General features: G+C 54.5%; 15 protein-coding genes. 5 read left to right on the top strand and 10 right to left on the bottom strand.

The window, feature by feature from the left end; translation table 11 throughout:
• Positions 1-14: 14 nt before the first annotated feature.
• Entirely contained in the window at positions 15-1,382 is a 1,368-nt protein-coding gene (locus L1X57_RS07825; RefSeq protein WP_009722903.1) for an aspartate aminotransferase family protein, read from the bottom strand.
• Between the two features lie 197 nt (positions 1,383-1,579).
• On the opposite strand from L1X57_RS07825, the gene L1X57_RS07820 reads away from it, so the two are divergent.
• A complete protein-coding gene (locus L1X57_RS07820) occupies positions 1,580-2,845 on the top strand; it encodes a Zn-dependent hydrolase (protein WP_009722904.1) in 1,266 nt (421 codons plus the stop codon).
• 47 nt (positions 2,846-2,892) lie between these two features.
• Here the strand turns inward: L1X57_RS07820 and L1X57_RS07815 are convergent, their stop codons facing one another.
• A complete protein-coding gene (locus L1X57_RS07815) occupies positions 2,893-3,195 on the bottom strand; it encodes an antibiotic biosynthesis monooxygenase family protein (RefSeq protein WP_009722905.1) in 303 nt (100 codons plus the stop codon).
• Positions 3,196-3,381: 186 nt separating this feature from the next.
• On the opposite strand from L1X57_RS07815, the gene L1X57_RS07810 reads away from it, so the two are divergent.
• Complete coding sequence (locus L1X57_RS07810; RefSeq protein ID WP_009722906.1) at positions 3,382-4,962, top strand: cryptochrome/deoxyribodipyrimidine photo-lyase family protein; 1,581 nt, start codon at positions 3,382-3,384, stop codon at positions 4,960-4,962.
• 9 nt (positions 4,963-4,971) lie between these two features.
• On the opposite strand, the gene gabT is transcribed toward L1X57_RS07810, so the two are convergent.
• Together gabT and L1X57_RS07800 are read right to left on the bottom strand one after the other, a co-directional pair.
• Positions 4,972-6,243 carry a 4-aminobutyrate--2-oxoglutarate transaminase gene (gabT, locus tag L1X57_RS07805; protein WP_009722907.1) on the bottom strand — a complete coding sequence of 424 codons (1,272 nt, stop codon included), beginning with the start codon at positions 6,241-6,243 and terminating at the stop codon, positions 4,972-4,974.
• An 11-nt stretch (positions 6,244-6,254) separates the two neighbouring features.
• Entirely contained in the window at positions 6,255-7,706 is a 1,452-nt protein-coding gene (locus tag L1X57_RS07800) for an NAD-dependent succinate-semialdehyde dehydrogenase (RefSeq protein ID WP_009722908.1), read from the bottom strand.
• Between the two features lie 140 nt (positions 7,707-7,846).
• On the opposite strand from L1X57_RS07800, the gene L1X57_RS07795 reads away from it, so the two are divergent.
• Together L1X57_RS07795 and L1X57_RS07790 are read left to right on the top strand one after the other, a co-directional pair.
• Positions 7,847-9,265, top strand: a complete 1,419-nt coding sequence (locus L1X57_RS07795; RefSeq protein WP_009722909.1) for an aminotransferase-like domain-containing protein — start codon at positions 7,847-7,849, stop codon at positions 9,263-9,265.
• Positions 9,266-9,392: 127 nt separating this feature from the next.
• Positions 9,393-10,058: a transglycosylase SLT domain-containing protein gene (locus L1X57_RS07790; protein WP_009722910.1), complete on the top strand. Its 666-nt coding sequence runs from the start codon at positions 9,393-9,395 to the stop codon at positions 10,056-10,058.
• 118 nt (positions 10,059-10,176) lie between these two features.
• Here L1X57_RS07790 and L1X57_RS07785 read toward each other — a convergent pair whose 3' ends face one another.
• The 5 genes from L1X57_RS07785 to L1X57_RS07765 all read right to left on the bottom strand — a co-directional run bounded on the left by L1X57_RS07785 (position 10,177) and on the right by L1X57_RS07765 (position 16,313).
• Complete coding sequence (locus L1X57_RS07785; protein WP_009722911.1) at positions 10,177-10,728, bottom strand: cupin domain-containing protein; 552 nt, start codon at positions 10,726-10,728, stop codon at positions 10,177-10,179.
• A 164-nt stretch (positions 10,729-10,892) separates the two neighbouring features.
• The gene (gene nhaC / locus L1X57_RS07780) at positions 10,893-12,347 is read right to left on the bottom strand and encodes a Na+/H+ antiporter NhaC (protein ID WP_009722912.1); all 1,455 of its coding nucleotides are present in this window, start codon (positions 12,345-12,347) and stop codon (positions 10,893-10,895) included.
• A gap of 248 nt (positions 12,348-12,595) precedes the next feature.
• A complete protein-coding gene (locus L1X57_RS07775) occupies positions 12,596-14,095 on the bottom strand; it encodes an aldehyde dehydrogenase (RefSeq protein WP_009722914.1) in 1,500 nt (499 codons plus the stop codon).
• Positions 14,095-15,471, bottom strand: coding sequence for an aspartate aminotransferase family protein (locus tag L1X57_RS07770; RefSeq protein WP_009722915.1), 1,377 nt, complete (start codon positions 15,469-15,471; stop codon positions 14,095-14,097). The genes L1X57_RS07775 and L1X57_RS07770 overlap by 1 nt, the downstream gene beginning before the upstream one ends.
• Positions 15,472-15,506: 35 nt before the next feature.
• Positions 15,507-16,313: a gamma-glutamyl-gamma-aminobutyrate hydrolase family protein gene (locus L1X57_RS07765; RefSeq protein WP_009722916.1), complete on the bottom strand. Its 807-nt coding sequence runs from the start codon at positions 16,311-16,313 to the stop codon at positions 15,507-15,509.
• A 266-nt stretch (positions 16,314-16,579) separates the two neighbouring features.
• On the opposite strand from L1X57_RS07765, the gene L1X57_RS07760 reads away from it, so the two are divergent.
• Positions 16,580-17,968, top strand: a complete 1,389-nt coding sequence (locus tag L1X57_RS07760) for a glutamine synthetase family protein (protein WP_009722917.1) — start codon at positions 16,580-16,582, stop codon at positions 17,966-17,968.
• 197 nt (positions 17,969-18,165) lie between these two features.
• On the opposite strand, the gene L1X57_RS07755 is transcribed toward L1X57_RS07760, so the two are convergent.
• On the bottom strand, positions 18,166-19,458 hold the full coding sequence (locus L1X57_RS07755) for an NAD(P)/FAD-dependent oxidoreductase (protein ID WP_009722918.1): 1,293 nt from the start codon (positions 19,456-19,458) through the stop codon (positions 18,166-18,168).
• Between the last annotated feature and the right edge of the window lie 184 nt (positions 19,459-19,642).

The following is a 19,642-nucleotide window of genomic DNA, read 5'->3' as shown; positions in this document are numbered from 1 at the left end:
TTTAGGTCAGTCGGTTATGCCAACGAATCCAGGGTGGTGGCAACGGCATCAAACAGCCGCTCTAACTCAGCGTCTGTGGAGCCAAACGGAGGGCCGAACTGCAGCGTGTCGCCGCCATAGCGCACGTAAAACCCAGCTTCCCACAAGGCTAAATGGGCATCCCTAGGGCGAATGGTGGGGTCGCCATCTCGGGGCGCCAATTGAAGTGCACCCGCTAAGCCATAGTTACGAATATCAACAATGTGATTGCGGCCTTTTAGAGCGTGCAGCTTTTGCTCAAAAGCGGGCGCGATAGCACTTACCTGAGCGGGGAAGTTGTCACGCTCCATCATTTCGAGTGCCGCTAAGCCAGCCGCACAAGCGACAGGGTGGGCGCTGTAGGTGTAACCGTGAGGAAACTCAATAGCGTGTTGGGCGCCGCCAGCGTGCATAAAAGTGTCGAAAATTTCACTGGAAGCAATCACCGCGCCCATAGGAATAGCGCCGTTGGTGATCTGCTTGGCAACGTTCATGATATCCGGCGTAACACCAAACGCTTCTGCGCCGGTGGTTGCGCCACTGCGACCAAAAGCAGTGATTACCTCATCGAATATCAGCAAAATATCGTGGGCGGTACAGATTTCGCGCAGCCGATCCAGATAGCCTTTGGGCGGCACAATCACCCCAGCAGAGCCAGACATCGGCTCAACGATCACCGCCGCAATGGTGGATGCATCGTGCAGGGCGATTTGATCAAGCAGCGCATCAGCAAGTTCAGCGCCGGTTTCGGCTTGACCACGGGTGAAGGTGTGACCTGCCTGCAGCGTGTGCGGCAGATGCGTTACGTCCATCAATTGGCCGTAGTGTTTACGATTGCCACCGATACCACCCAGGCTGGTGCCACCAATGTTCACCCCGTGATAGCCCTTGGCACGGCCAATCATGCGTGTCTTCTCGGGCTTACCTTTTAGCCGCCAGTAGGCCTTGGCCATTTTGACAGAGGTATCAGCGGCTTCTGAACCAGAGTTAGTGAAAAACACATGATCCAAGCCAGCAGGTGTAAGGCTCGCCACTTTTTCCGCCAGTTTGAACGCCAGCGGATGGCCAATTTGAAAGCCTGGCGCAAAGTCGAGGGTACCCAACTGCGCCGCCACCGCTTTTTGAATTTCTTCACGATTGTGGCCCGCGCCGCAGGTCCATAAGCCAGAGAGTGAATCAAACAGCTTACGGCCCTGGTCATCGATGTAATAGCGCCCTTCCGCGCCAGTAATCATGCGCGGGTTGGCACGGAAATCACGGTTAGCGCTAAACGGCATCCAAAAGTGCTGATTAAGCACGCTGGGAGAAGCGTTTTCTTCGTCAATAAACGCCTGAGGGGTCGTGTTGTTTTGTAGGCCAAACATGGTGTCCAGCTCCATCGCTATGAGACATAGCCTCAGCATGCGCCACTGAACATGTTTATAAAATTACGCTTTTCTTGTGTTCACGTTAGAGAATTTATACGTAACAAGCAGACGTTTATCTCTACGCTGGCAGATAACAAATTAATAAAAACGGTCAGCCGCCAGCTTTATATGTGCTAACTCATAAAGGAATGCTCATGAACTCGCTTGTAGAACCGAATACTGTGCTAGCCACTTTACGCACCGACAGTGACCGTCTTTGGCAATCGTTGATGGAAATGGCAACGCTGGGCGCGACGGCTAAGGGCGGCGTTAATCGTCAGGCGCTGACGGACCTTGACCGACAGGGACGTGATCTATTTATCCAGTGGTGTCGTGCTGAAGGCTGCACCATTCGAATTGATAATATCGGTAATATTTTTGCCCGCCGGGAAGGAAGCAATCCAACAGCCAAAACCGTCATGGCGGGCAGCCACTTGGATAGCCAGCCCACTGGAGGCAAATACGACGGCTGTTTTGGGGTGCTTTCCGGTCTAGAAGTGATCCGAACGCTTAATGAACACAACATCACTACAAAATCGCCCATTGAAGTCGTTGCGTGGACTAACGAAGAGGGTTGTCGCTTCCCTCCCTGCATGATGGGTTCTGGGGTGTTTACTGGCGTGCTTGAATTTGACGCCATGATGGCGCGCACCGACGCCGATGGCGTCACAGTGAGTGATGCACTGGATGCCATTCACTATCGTGGTAGCGATGAGGTCTCGCCAAGTGAGATTAAAGCTTACTTTGAACCGCACATCGAACAGGGGCCGATTTTAGAAGATACCGACACCACCATCGGCGTGGTTATCGGTGGGCTTGGTCAAAAGTGGTTTGATTTAACCCTAACCGGACTTGAAGCCCATGCTGGGCCCACGCCAATGAACCTGCGTCGCGACGCCATGATGGGCGCGGCGGAAGTCACCCAAGCCCTTAACCGAATTGCCTTTGATCATCAGCCCCACGGGCGCGGTACTGTCGGCTGTATGACGCTTCATCCTGGTTCGCGTAACGTCATTCCTGGGCAGGTGAAAATGACGTTGGATATGCGCCACTGGGAGCCAGAAGCTCTCGTCGCGATGGGTCAATCCTTAGCGACGGCCGTCGAAGAAATTTGCCAACGTCATGGGCTGGAATATGAATTAACGCCCACCGCAGATTTTGCCCCTGAGCACTTTAATAAAGCCTGTGTTGATGCAGTGCGCGAAGGGGCCGAGCAACTCAACCTATCGCACATGGATATCATTAGCGGTGCTGGTCACGATGCCATGTTCGTCGGTCGTGTCGCCCCCGCTGCAATGATCTTTGTTCCCTGCAAGGACGGCATTAGCCACAACGAGATTGAAAGCGCCACTCCAGAGCATGTGCACGCTGGCTGTAACGTGCTGCTGCACGCAATGCTCAATGCCGCTGAGTTTTCCTAAATGGCTTTGCGCTACCGCACGGGGTTAAACGTGCGGTAGCCCTCTCTTTATAGCACGACGTCGTACCCTTCAAATTTAGGCGGACCAAGGTAGATACCTTCCGGTGCTTTGGCGTTAGCATGAGCCTTGCGGAACGCTTCTGACTTGGTCCAGGCGCGGAAGGCTTCTTCCGATTCCCATACACTGTGGGAGATAAACACGGTGTGATCTTCCTGACTTTCACCCTGCAGCATTTGGAATTGTTTAAAGCCCGGCACTTCATCCAGGTGAGAATCGCGGTTGCGCCATACCTCTAAAAAATCCTCTTCGCGGCCCGGGGCAATCCGAAAACGGTTCATGGCGATATACATGCACTCTCTCCTATTGAGTTTGTCTAACACGCTAGCGTAGCGGCCTGCCGCTTACGACGTCTATCCCTTGATGGTAACGTCATGGTTTTATGACGAATAAGCGGTATGAAAAATAAGTTCTATGGCAAATAAGCTCTATGGGAAATAGGCGTTATGCCGAGCAAACCCCAACCACCAGGATACGGCATGGCTAAGGCACCCATCCAGGTCGTTTGGTTCAAACGCGATATGCGCATTCATGATCATGCGCCGCTTTCCAGTGCATCGGCGGCTGGCCCTGTGCTGCCTGTTTTTGCGATTGAACCTGGCCAGTGGCAAACACCTGATAGCGCCCTGCGCCACTGGCAGTTTGCCGCTGACGCTCTAATCGACCTTTCCAACGCACTGGAGGCCATTGGCCTACCGCTATGTATTTGGCAAGGTGATATTGTCGATTTGCTGAACGCCCTAAAAGCTCACTACGGCCACATTGCCCTTCACTCTCATCAGGAAACGGGCAACGCCTGGAGCTTTGAGCGGGATAAACAGGTGCATGCTTGGTGCCAAACCAACGGTGTAGCTTGGCGGGAAGCCCGCCAGCACGGTGTAGTACGAGGACTTAGCAGCCGCTCTGGGCACCAAACCCGTTGGGAGAGCCACTGGGAAACGCTGATGTCTGCCCCGACCTGCCACGCGCCGCAAAGCGCCCAAGCAGCCCCAGGCTGGGAAGCCTTTCACCACCTTAACGTTGAGCAGCTTCCTACCTTAACGCTGGGATTTGATACCACACTTTGCCCCCAGCGCCAGCGGGGCGGGCGCAACGAAGGCCGCGCACTGTGGCGTAGTTTTGTGCAAGCACGCGGGCGGCGTTATCGCGGCTCGCTGTCTAAGCCGCTGTTAGCGTGGGAGTTTGGCTCACGGATTTCACCGCATTTGGCCTGGGGCACGCTTTCCATGCGCGAAGTTGTCCAGTCGTTACGCCGTCAGCGGCAGAAGCATGCCGACGATACCGCCTGGGCCCGCTCACTACGCGCCTTCACCTCGCGACTTTACTGGCACTGCCACTTTATTCAGAAGTTGGAAAGTGAGCCAAGTATCGAGCATCAAACGCTGCACCCGGCGCTGCGCGGCCTGCGGGAGCGCGATCCCAACCACCCTAACCTCATCGCTTGGAAGCGTGGCCAAACCGGGGTGCCGCTGGTCGATGCCTGCATGCGCAGTCTTATCGCTACCGGCTGGCTTAACTTTCGCATGCGCGCCATGTTGCTCTCCCACGCCACCTTCGGCCTAGGGCTGCACTGGCATGAACCCGCGCTGCACTTGGCACGTCTGTTTACCGACTTCGAACCGGGCATTCACTACCCCCAGGTGCAGATGCAAGCAGGCGCCACAGGCACTAACGCGCTGCGGGTATATAACCCGATCAAGCAAGCGGAAGATAACGACCCCACAGGCGAGTTCGTCGCCCGCTGGGTGCCAGAACTAGCGCCCCTGCCCTTGGAATGGCGCGCTAAGCCCTGGGCACTACCCGAAAGCCTACGCCAGCGGTTCGGCTTTCAACCGGGCGTCGACTACCCCATCCCCAACGATTTTGAAGCCGAAGCGCGGTACTGGAAAAAGATGCTATACGAACTAAGACGCACGCCAGAGGCCAGGGAATCCAGCCAAGCCATTGTGGATAAGCTCGCCAGTCAGCGACGACCTCCCGCTAAGCGCGCTAAAAAAGCAAAACCCGCCAATCACCAACAGCTTTCACTGTTTGGCGATGACGGGTTGGGTGATACCTAGAAGGACGGTTTAGCTAAGCGCTTCCAGAGACTCCTCGATAATACTCAGCCCCTCTTCCAATACTGCAGAAGAGACGGTTAACGGCACCAGAATGCGGATGCTGTTGCCGTAGAAACCACAGGAGAGCAGGATCAGGCCTTTCTCGCGGGCTTTGGCACACAGCGCACCGGTGAGTGCTGTATCGGGCTTGCCTTCGCTGTTGAGCAGTTCAAAGGCAGCCATGGCGCCTAACTGGCGGCCGTGGGCAACGGCGGGGAAGCGCGCTTCCCACACCGCAAAACGCTCGGCCAGCATTTTGCCCATCTGTTCGCTGCGCGCCAAGATATCTTCTTCTTCGATCACCTCGATAACCGCCAGCGCCGCTGCGCAGGAGAGCGGGTTGCCGCTGTAGGTGCCACCCAGGGAGTTGGGGCCAGAGGCGTCCATCACTTTGGCACTACCCACAACCGCCGATAGCGGCATGCCGTTCGCCAGGCTCTTGGCGGTGGTGAGGATGTCCGCTTCAATACCGCTATGTTCGAGTGCAAACAGCTTGCCGGTACGGGCAAAGCCAGACTGCACTTCGTCGGCGATCAGCAGAATACCGTGCTCGTCACACAGCGCACGTAGCGCTTTCAGGTAATCCGGTGAGGCGATGTAGAAACCGCCTTCGCCCTGTACCGGCTCAATCACGATGGCCGCCGTGCGATGCGGGGCAATATCGGTTTTGAACAGCGTGCGAATAGCGTCTAGCGATGCTTCTTCGCTAATGCCGTGCAGCGGGTTGGGGAACGGCGCGCGGAACACATCACCCGGCATGGGGCCGAAGTCGTTCTTATAGGGCAGTACCTTGCCAGTCATGGCCAGCGTCATCATGGTACGGCCGTGGAAAGCACCATCGAACGTAATAATGCCTGTACGGCCAGTGGCGGCGCGGGCGATTTTCACGGCGTTTTCCAGCGCTTCAGCACCGGTATTAACCAGCATTGCTTTACGCTCGGGGCCACGCACCGGCGTCAGTTCACAAAGTTTTTGGCACAGCTGCACGTAAGGGGCGTAGGAGATCACCGCCGCGCTGGTGTGCATGACTTTTTTAAGCTGCGCTTCTACGGCCGCGACAATTTTTGGATGGCGATGGCCCAGGTTCAGAACACCAATCCCCCCCGCAAAATCGATCCAGCGGTTGCCATCGGCATCCCACAACTCGGCGTTTTCAGCGCGCTCGGCAAACTGGGTTGTCGGCGTGGCGGCACCGTTGGCCACGTAGCGGTTTTTCAGTTCGTTCAATTCTTGGTTATTCATCATCGTTTTCCTTATAGACCGCCAACGCAGACGTACTTCAGTTCAGTAAATTCATCTAAGCCGTGATGGGAACCTTCACGCCCCAATCCAGACTCTTTCACGCCGCCAAACGGCGCCAGTTCGGTAGAAATCAGCCCTTCATTAACGCCAACCATGCCGTATTCCAACTGCTCCATGGTGTGCCAGATACGGCGGTAACCCGTGGCGTAGAAGTAGGCCGCCAAGCCAAACGGTGTATCGTTGGCCATGGCAATCGCTTCTTCATCACGATGGAAACGAAACACTGGCGCGACGGGCCCGAAGGTTTCTTCATCGGCCACCGCCATCTGGGTGGTTACGTCAGCAAGCACCGTGGGTGTGAAGAAGCGCTCGCCTGCGGCGTGGGGCTTGCCACCGCAGAGCAGTCGCGCACCATGATTCACCGCGTCGTCAACGTGACGCTGCACTTTTTCCACCGCCGCTTGATTAATCAGCGGGCCTATAGTGCTGCCTTCTGTTAAACCATCGCCGACCTTCAGCGCGCTAACACGCTCGGTCAGTTTGCTGACGAACGCGTCGTAAACACCGTCCTGTACCAGGAAGCGGTTGGTACACACGCAGGTTTGCCCGGCGTTACGGAATTTTGAGGCAATCGCCCCTTCTACGGCGGCGTCCACATCAGCGTCATCAAAGACGATAAACGGCGCGTTGCCGCCCAGCTCCATAGCGGTTTTCTTCACTGTGCTAGCGCACTGAGCGAGCAGGTGTTTACCCACCGGGGTCGAGCCAGTAAACGAGACTTTACGCACCCGAGAGTCGGTGGTGAGCACTTCACCCACCGCTGCCGGTTTTGAGGCGGTAATCACGTTAATGGTGCCGGCTGGCAGGCCTGCTTCAAGCGCCAAGTAAGCTGTTGCCAACGCGGTTAACGGCGTAGCTTCGGCGGGCTTAATCACCACGGTGCAGCCCGCGGCCAAGGCCGGGGCGCACTTGCGGGTAATCATCGCCAGCGGGAAGTTCCACGGCGTAATCGCTGCCACCACACCGACCGGCTCGCGCAGCACCAGTAGACGCTTATCCGCGCCGTGACTGGGTAGGGTCTCCCCGGCCATACGCTTGGCTTCTTCAGCGAAAAACTCAATAAATGAGGCGCCGTAAGTCACTTCGCCCTTGGCTTCCGCTAGCGGCTTGCCCTGCTCCAGGGTCATCAAGCGGGCTAAGTCATCGGCGTGTTCATTGATCAGATCAAACCAGCGGCGCAGCAATGCCGAGCGCTGTTTCACTGGCGTTGCTCGCCAGGCTGGCCCAGCGGCATATGCCGCGGCCACTGCGTCGCGGGCATCATCAGCGCCTAAATCGGCAACCCGGGCAATCGTTTCGCCGGTAGCGGGGTTATCAACGGCAAAGGTCTGTTGACCCTTGCGCCACTCGCCACCCACCAGGGTGGGTACTGCATCGTGTAACCACTTTTCGATAAAGCTCATCATCTTCTCCTGGTTTACAACATGACATGCACGCTAGCAGTAATGTGTTGGCAGGCGAATGCACCACTTTTCCGTTCAACCAGACCACTTTTCTGTTTTACTAGCTAAACGGGGAGCATCGTGACGGTAAGAGGATACGAATGGATTGCCAGGACGTGTTACAACAGCTTGTAAAACGCTATGCGCAGCAACCTGAGCGTTTGAGTAAGCAAGTGCGGTTAGAGCAAGCCTTGAGGCAGGCGGTCACCCAGGCGTGGCCGAACCAAACTCGCCTGCCATCACACCGCCAGTTGGCATTAACGTTGGGCGTTGCTCGACACACACTGTCCCGTGCCATTGCGTCGCTTATTGAAGAAGGCCTACTGACGACGTTTCATGGCAAGGGCACTTGGAGTTGTAAGAAAGAGGCGTCTGTCGCGATCACATCAACCAGCGTTCAACTTTCAAAACGCGCTCAACAAGTGTTGCGTTGGCCAGGGGCGAGTACTGTGCAAAGCGGCGCCTTTGTGCCTGGCATACCGGATATCGCCCAGTTTCCAATGCGCAAGTGGCGTCAGCTCTATGCCAGTGTCACCGTGCCGCAAAATGCTTTGTTGCTGTCTTATTCCACCGGCGGTTATGGGCCGCTTAAGCGCGCAATCCGTGAATTTCTGGCGCGCTGGCGCAACATTAATTGTGATATTGAGCAGATCATCATCACCGATGGTACCCATAACGGCATTGAGCTATGTGCCATGGCGCTCGCCGATGTGGGTGACACAGTGGCGATGGAGTCGCCCTGCTATTGGGGGGCACGCAATGTGTTTACCGCAGCGGGCTTAACGATTGAGATGGTGCCTTGGTTTCCTGACAAGGGGCACACCTTACCGAAGGTGACTGGTAACATTTCCCTCGCTTATTTGACCGGCTCTCATCACTACCCGCTCAGCGTGCCCACCCGCGCTGCTCATAAGCAGCAGTTTTGCGATGCGTTGTCGCCCACCTACATCGTTGAAGACGATTACGAATTCACCCGCGACGATCACACTAACCTGCTGTTTGACCCACACTCGGAACGCCATTTACTGGTAGGCTCATTCTCTAAGATGATGTTTCCCGGCCTGCGGCTTGGCTATTTGGTGGTGCCACGTCATTTGGCAGGCCCAATGAACCGCCTGCGCAGCGAGTTATTTCGCGAAGGCCGTATGCTTGATCAAGCGGTATTGGCGCAGTTTATTTTTGATGGCGACTTAGACGCCTGGTGTCGCCGCATCCAGCGCGACTATTTAGGGCGGCAACAGGTGCTGCACGACCAGCTTAGCTCACTGCCCAAGGTACAGAGTGTGTCACCCCCAACTAGCGCGATCAGCTTGTGCGTTGAGTTTGTATCCGGGGTTAATGATGTGGCACTTGCCCAAGCGTTGCTCAAAGAACACCTGATTGTTCGTCCGCTCAGCCCCGTGTGCGCTGAAACGGACCCTCGGACGGGATTAGTAATGGGCGTGGGCATGCTGTCGGGAGAGACTTTAGTGCGTGAAGTTCAGCGCCTGCGCCGCTGCTTGGAGTTACTACTGCGCTAGGCGGGATAGGCAAGAGTGCTGAGCGTCACGCTCAGGCATAGTTATAAAAGCGCACTCGCAAGAGCGTATTCTCAAGAACTCATTTATAAGAACTCATTTATAAGAACTTATTCACAAGGATTTTGCCATGTGTCGTCCTGTTGATAATTCGGTGCCCCTAGCGACGCTTCGCTTATTGATAGCGCTGTGTGCCGTACTGGTTGTTTCTGGCTGCGCTACCTTTGCTCCCAACCCGCCGGAAGATCAGAGCAATATCTGTGAAATCTTTCGTGAACAGCCGAGCTGGTATGACTATGCCCGTGAATCAGAGGAGAAATGGGGTACCCCTATCGCCACGCAGATGTCGTTTATCCAGCAGGAGTCCTCGTTTCGCAGCCATGTGCGTCCCGACCGCAAATACTACTTGGGCTTTATTCCCGGCCCTCGCCCATCGTCCGCAAGAGGCTATGCCCAAGCCCAAGACCCTGTATGGGGAGAGTACCGTGACCAAGCAGGCAGCTTGATGGCACGGCGTACTCACATGAAGCACGCCACTGATTTTATCGGCTGGTATAACCACCGCTCACAGCAACAGGCAGGGATCTCGTTGAGCAATCCCGAACATCTTTACTATGCCTACCATGAAGGCGCAGGTGGCTATCAGCGAGGCTCCTACCGTAGCAAATCTCACGTACTACGTGCAGCCAGCCAAGTGGCAGCCCGCTCTAACCGTTATCAAGCCCAGCTCAACGCTTGCGAAGCAGAATTTCAGTGCCGCAAGTTTTATCAAGTCTGGCCGTTTTGTCGTAGTTAAGGCCCCCTTCCATGGCGCTAATAAGTGGCGTGGCCTTAGTTAGTGTTGTGTTTTTAACATCGATGCTTTCTGGCGTGTTTGGCATGGTCAAACAATAACGGTAGCCATGCCAATGGTGTCAGAACGCCTTACCGGGCGTAGCGCAGCTGATTATTTTACAGGGGGCATCCCCAATATTTCGGAAACGATGCGGAACGCTTGTCTTAAAATAATAAGACTCCCCCGGCCCTAAGCGTCTAGCAGTGCTCCCAACAATGATTTCGATCTCGCCTTCTACGACAAAGCCAGCCTCTTCACCGTAGTGAGTAATCATGGCTTGCCCAGTGTCAGCACCCGGTAAATATCGCTCAACCATAAACGCCAGCGCACGGTTAGGCCGATTTGCCCCGACAAGCTTGAAGGAAATATCGCCGGATGCGATATCAACCAAGTCATCCGCCGAATAGAAAATCTGCTCCTGACTATCAAGATCCATCGTAAAAAAATCACCGACGCTCATAGAGAATGCGTTTAGGATTTTCTTCAGGGAACTGACTGATGGGCTAACTTTTCCTTGCTCTATTAGCGAAAGACTTGAGTGGGTGACCCCACACAACTTTGCCAGTTCACGCTGCGAAATCCCTCGCTGCTTGCGCAAGGAGCGCAAGCTCGCACCCACGTCATCCGACATGCTTTTTTCACTCCCTATCAATAAGTGAATTAAATTACGTTGACGGTCTATTGACGGGCACATAATAGCGCAAAAAAAACCCCACGGCTGTGGGGTAAACTCTCAATTAACGTGGCGTTTTGAAAAAATAATCGTTTTAATCAGCCTCAGCTATCATGTTCCATTCAGGCGCTACGGGCACCTGCTAGCCCTGTGTCGCCATCCACTGTTTGCGGCTCGTCTTCATAGGCGATACGGAAGCCAGTAAAGCCATAAAGAAGGGCAAACATTGGGCTCAGCAGCGCCAGAAAGGCATAAGGTGCATAGCTAAAGGCGCTGACCCCAAGGGTGGCAAACATAAAAGCACCACACGTATTCCAAGGTACTAGCGGTGATGTCATGGTGCCAGCATCCTCTACTGTACGAGACAGGTTTTTCAGTTTGAGCGAACGACGTTTGTACTCGCTGGCATACATGCGGGCAGGCAGAATAATACTGAGATACTGGTCACAACCTACTACGTTAGCGGCCATCGATGTTGCCACTGTAGTAGCAATCAGGCTGCCAGTGGTCTTGGCCAGTTTGAGCAGACTTTCCACGATGGTGCGAAAGAACCCCGCCGACTCAAGAATCCCGCCAAAGCTCATCGCGATAATGATCAACGAAACCGTCCACATCATGGCGCTAACACCGCCATTGGTCAGCAGATCGTCCACCGTGACGTTTCCGGTGTCTACCGCGTACCCTTCCACAAAAATAGTAAAGCTATCGCCTAGTGGGACACCCTGAACCAAAGTCGCACAGACAATCCCCATCAGCGAACCAACAGAAAGCGCAGGGATGGCGGGTACCTTCTTGATCATCATCACGATGACGGCCGCTGGCACCAGTAGCAGCCAGGGGCTGATGATAAACAGCTCATTGAGGCTCTGCTGCAACTCGGCTACTTGTGCAGCGCCATCGCCGGAAGGCGCCATGTTCAGGCCGATAATGGTGTAAAGCACCAGAGCAACCGCTAGCGCAGGAACCGTGGTGTAGAGCATATAGCGAATGTGTTCAAACAGATCAACACCAACCACACCGGGTGCCATATTGGTGGTTTCGGAAAGCGGAGAAATTTTGTCGCCAAAATACACGCCGGAGATCACGGCTCCCGCGACCATTGCGGGGTTAAGGCCTAGTCCTTCACCGACGCCCATTAAAGCGATACCAATAGTACCCGCCGCTGTCCAGGCATTGCCGCCAGCCAACGACACCAAACAGCAGATTAAGCACGCCGCGACCAAAAAGTAATCCGGTGCCAGAATACTCAGGCCGTAATAGATCATCGTGGGCACAATCCCACCGGCAATCCAGTAGCCAATAATGGTGCCGATAATGATCAGAATGACAATCGCCTGAGTCGTCAGGCCAATAGAGCGCATGATACCCGCTTCAAGTTGTTTCCAGCGGCTACCCGTCGCAATGGCCACCGCCGTCGCCACAATCGCACTTAAAAACAGCGGCAAGTGCGGATCCGTTTCGAAGTAACCAATAAAAACCCCTAATGACGCCACCATGAATAAAATCGGTATCATGGTCGCTTTCAAACTTGGCCGCGGTGTTTCCTGATCTTCCTTTGCATTGGTGTTGGTCGACATAATGTCCTCACTCAGCATTTGCTTGTTGTTGGTGTTGATAGTGATGTAACCGTGTTAGAAACCGTTGTGCTGATCGTCGCTGAGACCATCGCGGAGATTGTTATTACGTTTCTGATACGGTGTTCAGGCACAGAGGAGCCCTTACCAGATGCCACCGTTTATACGGCGGCGCCTAGTACTGTGGATAACTCAAATTAATACGCGGTGATGTTATTAATTGCGGCTCGCTCGTCACGAACCGCTATGTTTTAGGGGCTAAGCGACATCCACACCGTTTTCACTTCACAGTATTTCTCCTGCGCGTGAAGCGATTTATCGCGCCCGTTGCCGGATTGCTTGACGCCACCAAAAGGTACCGTCTGATCAACACCGGCCCAGTTGTTCACAAACACCTGACCGGATTGCAGCCGCCGCGAGACCCGCATGATGCGGTCGATATCCTGGCTCCATATCCCAGCAGCAAGGCCATAGTCACTGTCATTGGCCAGTGCAAGCGCCTGTTCTTCCGTATCGAAGCCAAACACACTCAGCACCGGTCCAAAGATCTCCTCACGGCCAATGGACATCTCGGGAGTCACATCATCGAAGACCGTAGGCGGCAGGAAATACCCTTTGGAATTGCTGGCTTCGCCGCCCAGCTTCAGGGTGGCACCTTCGCTTTCACCTTGGCGAATATACGCCAGTACTCGCTGATACTGAGCTTCATCCACCATGGCGCCCATGAAACTATCCGGATCAAGCGGGTCTCCAGGCTGCATATGCTCGGCAGCTTTCACCACCCGGGCCACAAAATCCTTGCGAATACTGTTTTCCACCAGCAGGCGCGAACCGGCAATACAGACTTCGCCTTGGTTGTGGAAAATAGCTTCCGCCGCGCTTTGGGCGACAGCATCAAGGTGCTGGCAGTCGGCGAAAACGATGTTGGGGCTTTTGCCACCGCACTCTAGGAACACGCGTTTCAGGTTGGATTGTCCCGCGTACTGCATCAGCTGTTTACCCACGCCGGTGGAGCCGGTAAACGCCAAACCATCGACCTGCATGGAAAGCGCTAAGGCTTTGCCCACCGTATGGCCGTATCCTGGCAGCACCTGAAAGACACCATCGGGAATACCCGCTTCCTGGGCAAGGTGTGCCAAGCGCAGCGCTGACAAAGGTGATTTTTCAGACGGTTTGAGAATGACGCTGTTGCCCGCCGCCAGTGCCGGGGCAATCTTCCACGACGTCATCATCAGTGGAAAATTCCACGGCACAATGGCAGCGATAACGCCCATTGGTTCGCGCAATACCAGTCCCAACGCACGATCGCCAGTGGGTGCCACTTCACCGTAAAGCTTGTCGATACATTCTGCCTGATAGCGCAGGCAAGCCACTGTGCCTGCCAAATCACCTAGCGAGCTAGAAATCGGCTTGCCCATATCCAACGTATCTAACAGCGCCAATTCATTGCGGTGTGTCTCAACTAACTCGGCTAGACGCAGCAGCACCCGCTTGCGCTTACTAGGGTGACAGCGCGACCAAACACCACTTTCAAAGGTTGCACGGGCTGCTTGCGTCGCGCGCTCAGCATCTGGCGTATCACAGCTGGCCACCTCGGCAATCACATCTCCGGTGGCAGGGTTAATGCTGGTTAGCGTGCTGCCATCTGCGGCAGCAACAAACTCGCCATTAATGAAAGCGCGCGTTTCAAAGCTCAGTGATGCGGCTTTTGATTGCCAGTCGGCTAGGGTTTTCGGTGTATCTGCCGCCATTATGCACTCTCCATGGGGTGTGTTATCGCCAGCTTTTCAGCGGTTTTATCCAGCGCCAAACGTGCCTTGCTGACCAATTCATCAATTTCATCGCGGGTGATAATTAGCGGCGGAGACATCACCATGGTGTCGCCAACCGAGCGCATCACCAAGCCACTTTCAAAGCACAAATCACGACATAAATTGCCAGCGGAAAGAGACTTATCGAAGCGTTCACCGGTGTTCTTGTCGGCGACGAGTTCTAGTGCCCCAATTAAGCCCAACGAACGGGCTTCACCCACCAGCGGATGCTCAGCAAGTTCCTGCCAACGCTTAGCCAGATAGGGCCCCAGTTCATCGCGGACTTTCTCGACCACCTGTTCACTTTCCAGCAATTCGAGGTTTTTAAGCGCAACAGCCGCACAGACCGGGTGACCGGAATAAGTAAAGCCGTGGAAGAACTCACCGCCGTCTTCGATCAGCGTATCGGCCACGCGATCTCCCACCAGCACCGCGCCAATGGGCAGATAGCCCGACGACAGGCCCTTGGCAATCGGCATCAGGTCAGGTTTTAACCCATAGTGATTACTGCCAAACCACTCGCCTAAACGCCCAAAGCCGCAAATGACTTCATCGGCAATCAGCAGAATGTCGTACTTAGCCAGCACTTCTTTCACCGCGGGCCAATAGCTGTCCGGCGGAATGATCGCCCCGCCTGCGCCCTGCACCGGTTCAGCAATAAAGGCAGCCACCTTATCTTCACCCAACGCCAGAATTTTCTCTTCTAACGCTTGGGCACACTGCTTGCCAAAGGCTTCCTGGCTCATGTCGCGGCCTTCACCAAACCAGTAAGGCTGGCCAATATGGGTAATCCCCGGCACACACGGGCCACCTTGATCATGCATCGGCGCCATACCGCCAAGGCTCATGCCCGCAACAGTAGAGCCGTGATAACCATTTTCACGCGAGATAATCCATTGCTTTTCCGGCTTGCCTTTGATCGCCCAATAGCGTCGCACCATGCGCAGCACGGTATCGTTGGCTTCGGAACCCGAGCCGGTGAAGAACACATGATTGACATGCTCGGGCGCCAGCTCACTCAGCTTGGCGGCCAGCTTCACTGCCGGCGGGTGGGTGGTTTTAAAGAAGTTGTTGTAATACGGCAGCTGCTGCATCTGCTCGGTGGCGGCATCAACCAACTCCTGTCGCCCGTAACCGAGATTGACGCACCAAAGACCCGCCATACCATCAAGAATACGATTGCCCTGGCTGTCGTAAATGTATACCCCATCAGCGTGGGTAATGATGCGGCTACCCTCTTCGCCGAGCGATTTAAAATCAGTGAATGGATGAAGGTGATGCTGGCGGTCTAACGCTTGGTAATCCTGGGTCTGCATAGGTCGTCTCCTGATCAATTCGTTGCAACAAGCGTTCAGCAGGCAGAAAGCTGGGCGGCGCGTTGGGTACGATGCTGACGGCAGGCCGTTGCAAACCCCTGAAACAGTGCGTCATAAAAAGGATGCTCTTTAGGGCGCCACTCCGGATGCCACTGAACAGCCAGTGCGAACGCAGCAGCGTCGCGCACGGAAATTGCTTCAACTAAGCCATCAGGCGCCCAAGCTTCTGCATCCAGACCCGGTGCAAGCTGATCAATCCCCTGCTGGTGCAGTGAATTTACCTCAGCATGCTCGCTGCTATAGAGCGCCGCCAGGGCACCATCCGGGCGGATCTTTACCGTATGAGAGGGTGCATAATGGCCCGCCATATCGTCAGCGGGCGGCTCACGGTGATCAAGCATACCTGGCAGCGTTTGTACTGCCTGGTGAAGCGTGCCCCCAAAGGCGACGTTCATCTCCTGAAAGCCGCGGCAAATGCCAAATAAGGGCAACGCCTGACGTAACGCTTCATGCACCCAGCAAAGCGCCGCTTCATCTCGCCGTGCGTCATCGCGGGTATTCTCTGGTGCGCGTTCGGCACCATAACGGTCAGGAGCGACGTTGGTGTAACTGCCGGTTAGCATCAAGCCATCCAGGCTGCCCAACAGAGCGACGGCCTGCTCGGCACGTTGCTCAGGCGTCAACATATCGGCGGCTAATACAGGAAGAATCACCGGCGTGATGCCGTAGTGGTAAAGCGCCTGCAGGAATTTATCGGTCACTATCTGAGCGGGGTGGCCTTCCACTTCTCGGCAGCAGGCGATGACACCCACCAGTGGGCGAGGAGAATGAGTTGCTTGCATAGTCAAACCACTTTGTCGGTTGTTATGTTTTACTCAACAGTCACTCCAACATAGCTTGGCTTGTTTTATTTTCCAAGAGCAAAATAGGCTTTTTACAAAAAAATATACTAACTAATTGATAAATAAATACTTAATAAATAAAACCATCATCACACAAAAATAATATCACCATTTTTGTTATTAAATATTTGACACGAACGGCCACCGACGCAAGGATACTGTTAGCAGAAACACAACTAAAACGGCATAAAAATAAGGTACAACGTATGTCCTCTGCCAATAACACAGACGTTCAAAACGTAGCCTCGGACTTTCTTGACAGTCACCCTGATATCACCAGCATTGACCTGCTGATCAGCGATCTTAACGGCGTCATCCGTGGTAAACGCATTCCTAGCGACAACCTTGGCAAAGTGTTTGAAAAAGGCATCTATTTGCCCGCTTCGGTATTTGCGTTGGACATCAATGGCAACACTGTTGAAGAGACCGGGCTTGGGCTTTCCAGCGGCGACGGCGACCGGGTGTGTCGCGCCATTCCCGGCACGCTCAATCCGGTCACCTGGATGAATAACAGCCAGTATGGCCAGCTATTGATGACCATGGAGGAGATGGATGGCTCGCCATTTTTTGCCGACCCTCGCCAGATTCTGCGGCGCATTCTTGAGCAGTTCTCCGACCGTGGCTTAACCCCCGTTGTCGCCCTTGAACTAGAGTTTTATCTGGTTGATCGTTTACGCGACGAAGAAAACTTGATTCAGCCACCGCAATCGCCTTGCAGCGGTGAGCGCGCCACTCAAAGCCAGCTGTATTCGGTGCTGGAGCTAGACGAGTACGCTGAGTTTATCAATGACTTGCAGAGTGCCGCCCAGGCGCAAGGCTTGCCGCTGGATACGGTATTGAAAGAGTGCGCACCCGGCCAGTTTGAAGCCAATCTGATTCACACAGATGATGCGTTAAGCGCCTGCGACCACTCGGTACTGCTCAAGCGACTGATCAAGGGGGTTGCATTAAAGCACGGCTTTGAAGCTACCTTTATGGCCAAGCCTTACGGCCTAGAAGCCGGTAGCGGCACCCATGTTCACGTCAGCTTGGTAGATAGCAACGGACATAATATCTTTGCCGAAAACGGCGACGACCCGCTGGAGAGCGCCGCACTGCAACACGCCGTAGGAGGACTGCTGGAACTAATGCCAGACTCCATGGCACTGCTAGCCCCCAACCTCAATTCGTTCCGCCGTTTTCAGGAAGGACTCTATGTGCCCATGGCACCTACCTGGGGATACGACAACCGCTCTGTGGCAATACGCGTCCCCGCCGGGCCGAAAGAAGCGCGGCGCATAGAGCACCGAGTGGCGGGTGCCGATGTTAACCCCTACCTGTTACTGGCCACCGTGCTGGCCTCTATTCACCATGGCCTAACTCAACAGATTGCACCCGCTGAGCCAATCGTCGGCAACGCCTATGATCAAATCGCACCTCAGTTGACTAACAGCTGGACCCAAGCGCTGCACCTATTGAACAACAATCGCGTACTTGGCGAACAACTTGGCGAAGACTTTATTGAAGTGTTCATTGCCAACCGCCAAGCAGAGCGCGCCGAAACTATGCGCGAAGTCAGCGCCATGGAGTATGACTGGTACCTGCGGCACGTATAAGTTGATAAACCACCAATAGAACAGAGAGAGGCGCTGCTCGGCGTCTCTCTTATTACTTCTGCCTGTCTTACGCTGCTACTCCCGTCCTTCTATTAGATTTTTATTCCGTGTTATCCGTGAGCATCCGTGGCAAATAAAGACGGGCTGACGAACGTATTCGCCAGCCCGCTTCCAAGCAATCACCAAACTAATCAGCGCTAAACAGCCAGCCGGTCACGCATGGCGTAGAACCACGCTCCCATCGCGGAAAGCGGAACGCGTAACAACCGCCCGCCAGGCATTGGCAGGTGAGAAATCTGCGCAAAGGCTTCAAAACGTGTTTCTTCACCGCTAATCGTTTCTGCCACTAACTTACCGGCCAGATGAGAGCACGTTACCCCGTGGCCAGAGTACCCTTGCGCGTAGTAAACGTTACTATTAATGCGGCCGAACTGCGGCAGGCGGTTGAGTGTCAGCAAAAAATTACCGCTCCAGGCGTAATCAACGCGGACATCGCCAAGCTCCGGAAAGGTAGACAGCATTTTCGGCCGAATAGCCGCCTCAATACTGGCGGATGCCTGCCCGCCGTAGTTCACTCCGCCGCCATATAGCAAGCGGTTATCAGCGGTCAGGCGATAGTAATCCAATAGATAATTACAATCCTCTACCGCTTTATCGTTAGGCAGTAATCGCGCGGCTAACTCTGCAGGTAGTGGCTCAGTAGTAATGATCTGGGTGCCGCACGGCATCGCTTTACTTTCCAGCTTGGGTAACAAACCTTGCAAATAGGCATTGCCAGCCATGACGACCCGTTGAGCGGTCACGCGACCCTTGGGCGTATGCAGCGTCACCGGCTCACCGTGCTCCACGCGTGTCACGGGGGAGTGCTCAAAAATTTTGCCACCCAACGACTCTAACGCCGCTGCCTGCCCCAGCACCAAATTGAGAGGATGCAGATGCCCACCGGAGTGATCCACCAATGCGCCTACATAGCGCTCGCTACCTATCTCTCGCTTGACCTCTTTGCCTTCCAGAAGCTCCAGCTGCTGATGGCCGTAGCGCTCCCACAAAGCCTTTTGCTCCTTTAGGCCTTCCCACTGTTTCTTGTTACAGGCGGCAAACAAATTGCCTTCTTTTAGGTCGCAGTTGATCTGATACTTTTCAATGCGCTGACGGATAATCTGGTTACCCTCAAATGCCATCGCACCCAGCGCCCGGGCGGTTTCAGCGCCGTTTTGTTTCTCGATAACATCCATATCACGGCTATAGCTATTAACGATCTGCCCACCGTTGCGCCCAGACGCACCAAAGCCAATCGCCACGCTTTCCAGCACCACCACACGGTGGCCACGCTCCGCCAAATGTAGTGCTGCAGAGATACCCGTAAACCCAGCCCCAACGACGCAGACATCACACTCAACATCCCCAGCCAGCATGGGCCTTTCTGACGTGGAGTTTGACGATGCCGCGTAGTAAGACGCCACATGACCAGAAGAAGCTTGAGGTTGCATTTGCCACCTTCCTTTTGTTGATTATTTTAACCAATCTGATCATATAGACCGACGTACGAATGCGCAAGCAACAGCACCCAATGGGCTTATAGGGGCGAATAACATTTTTCCTCATAAAATAAATGTTATTAAAAAAGCAACACCCACGTATACAACACACGACTATTACACTGGAAATAGCCAC

Source organism: Halomonas sp. TD01, from assembly GCF_923868895.1.
Taxonomy (GTDB): Bacteria; Pseudomonadota; Gammaproteobacteria; order Pseudomonadales; family Halomonadaceae; genus Vreelandella.
Note: the sequence above shows the minus strand (reverse complement) of the source record. Positions and strands in the feature narration are given on the sequence as shown.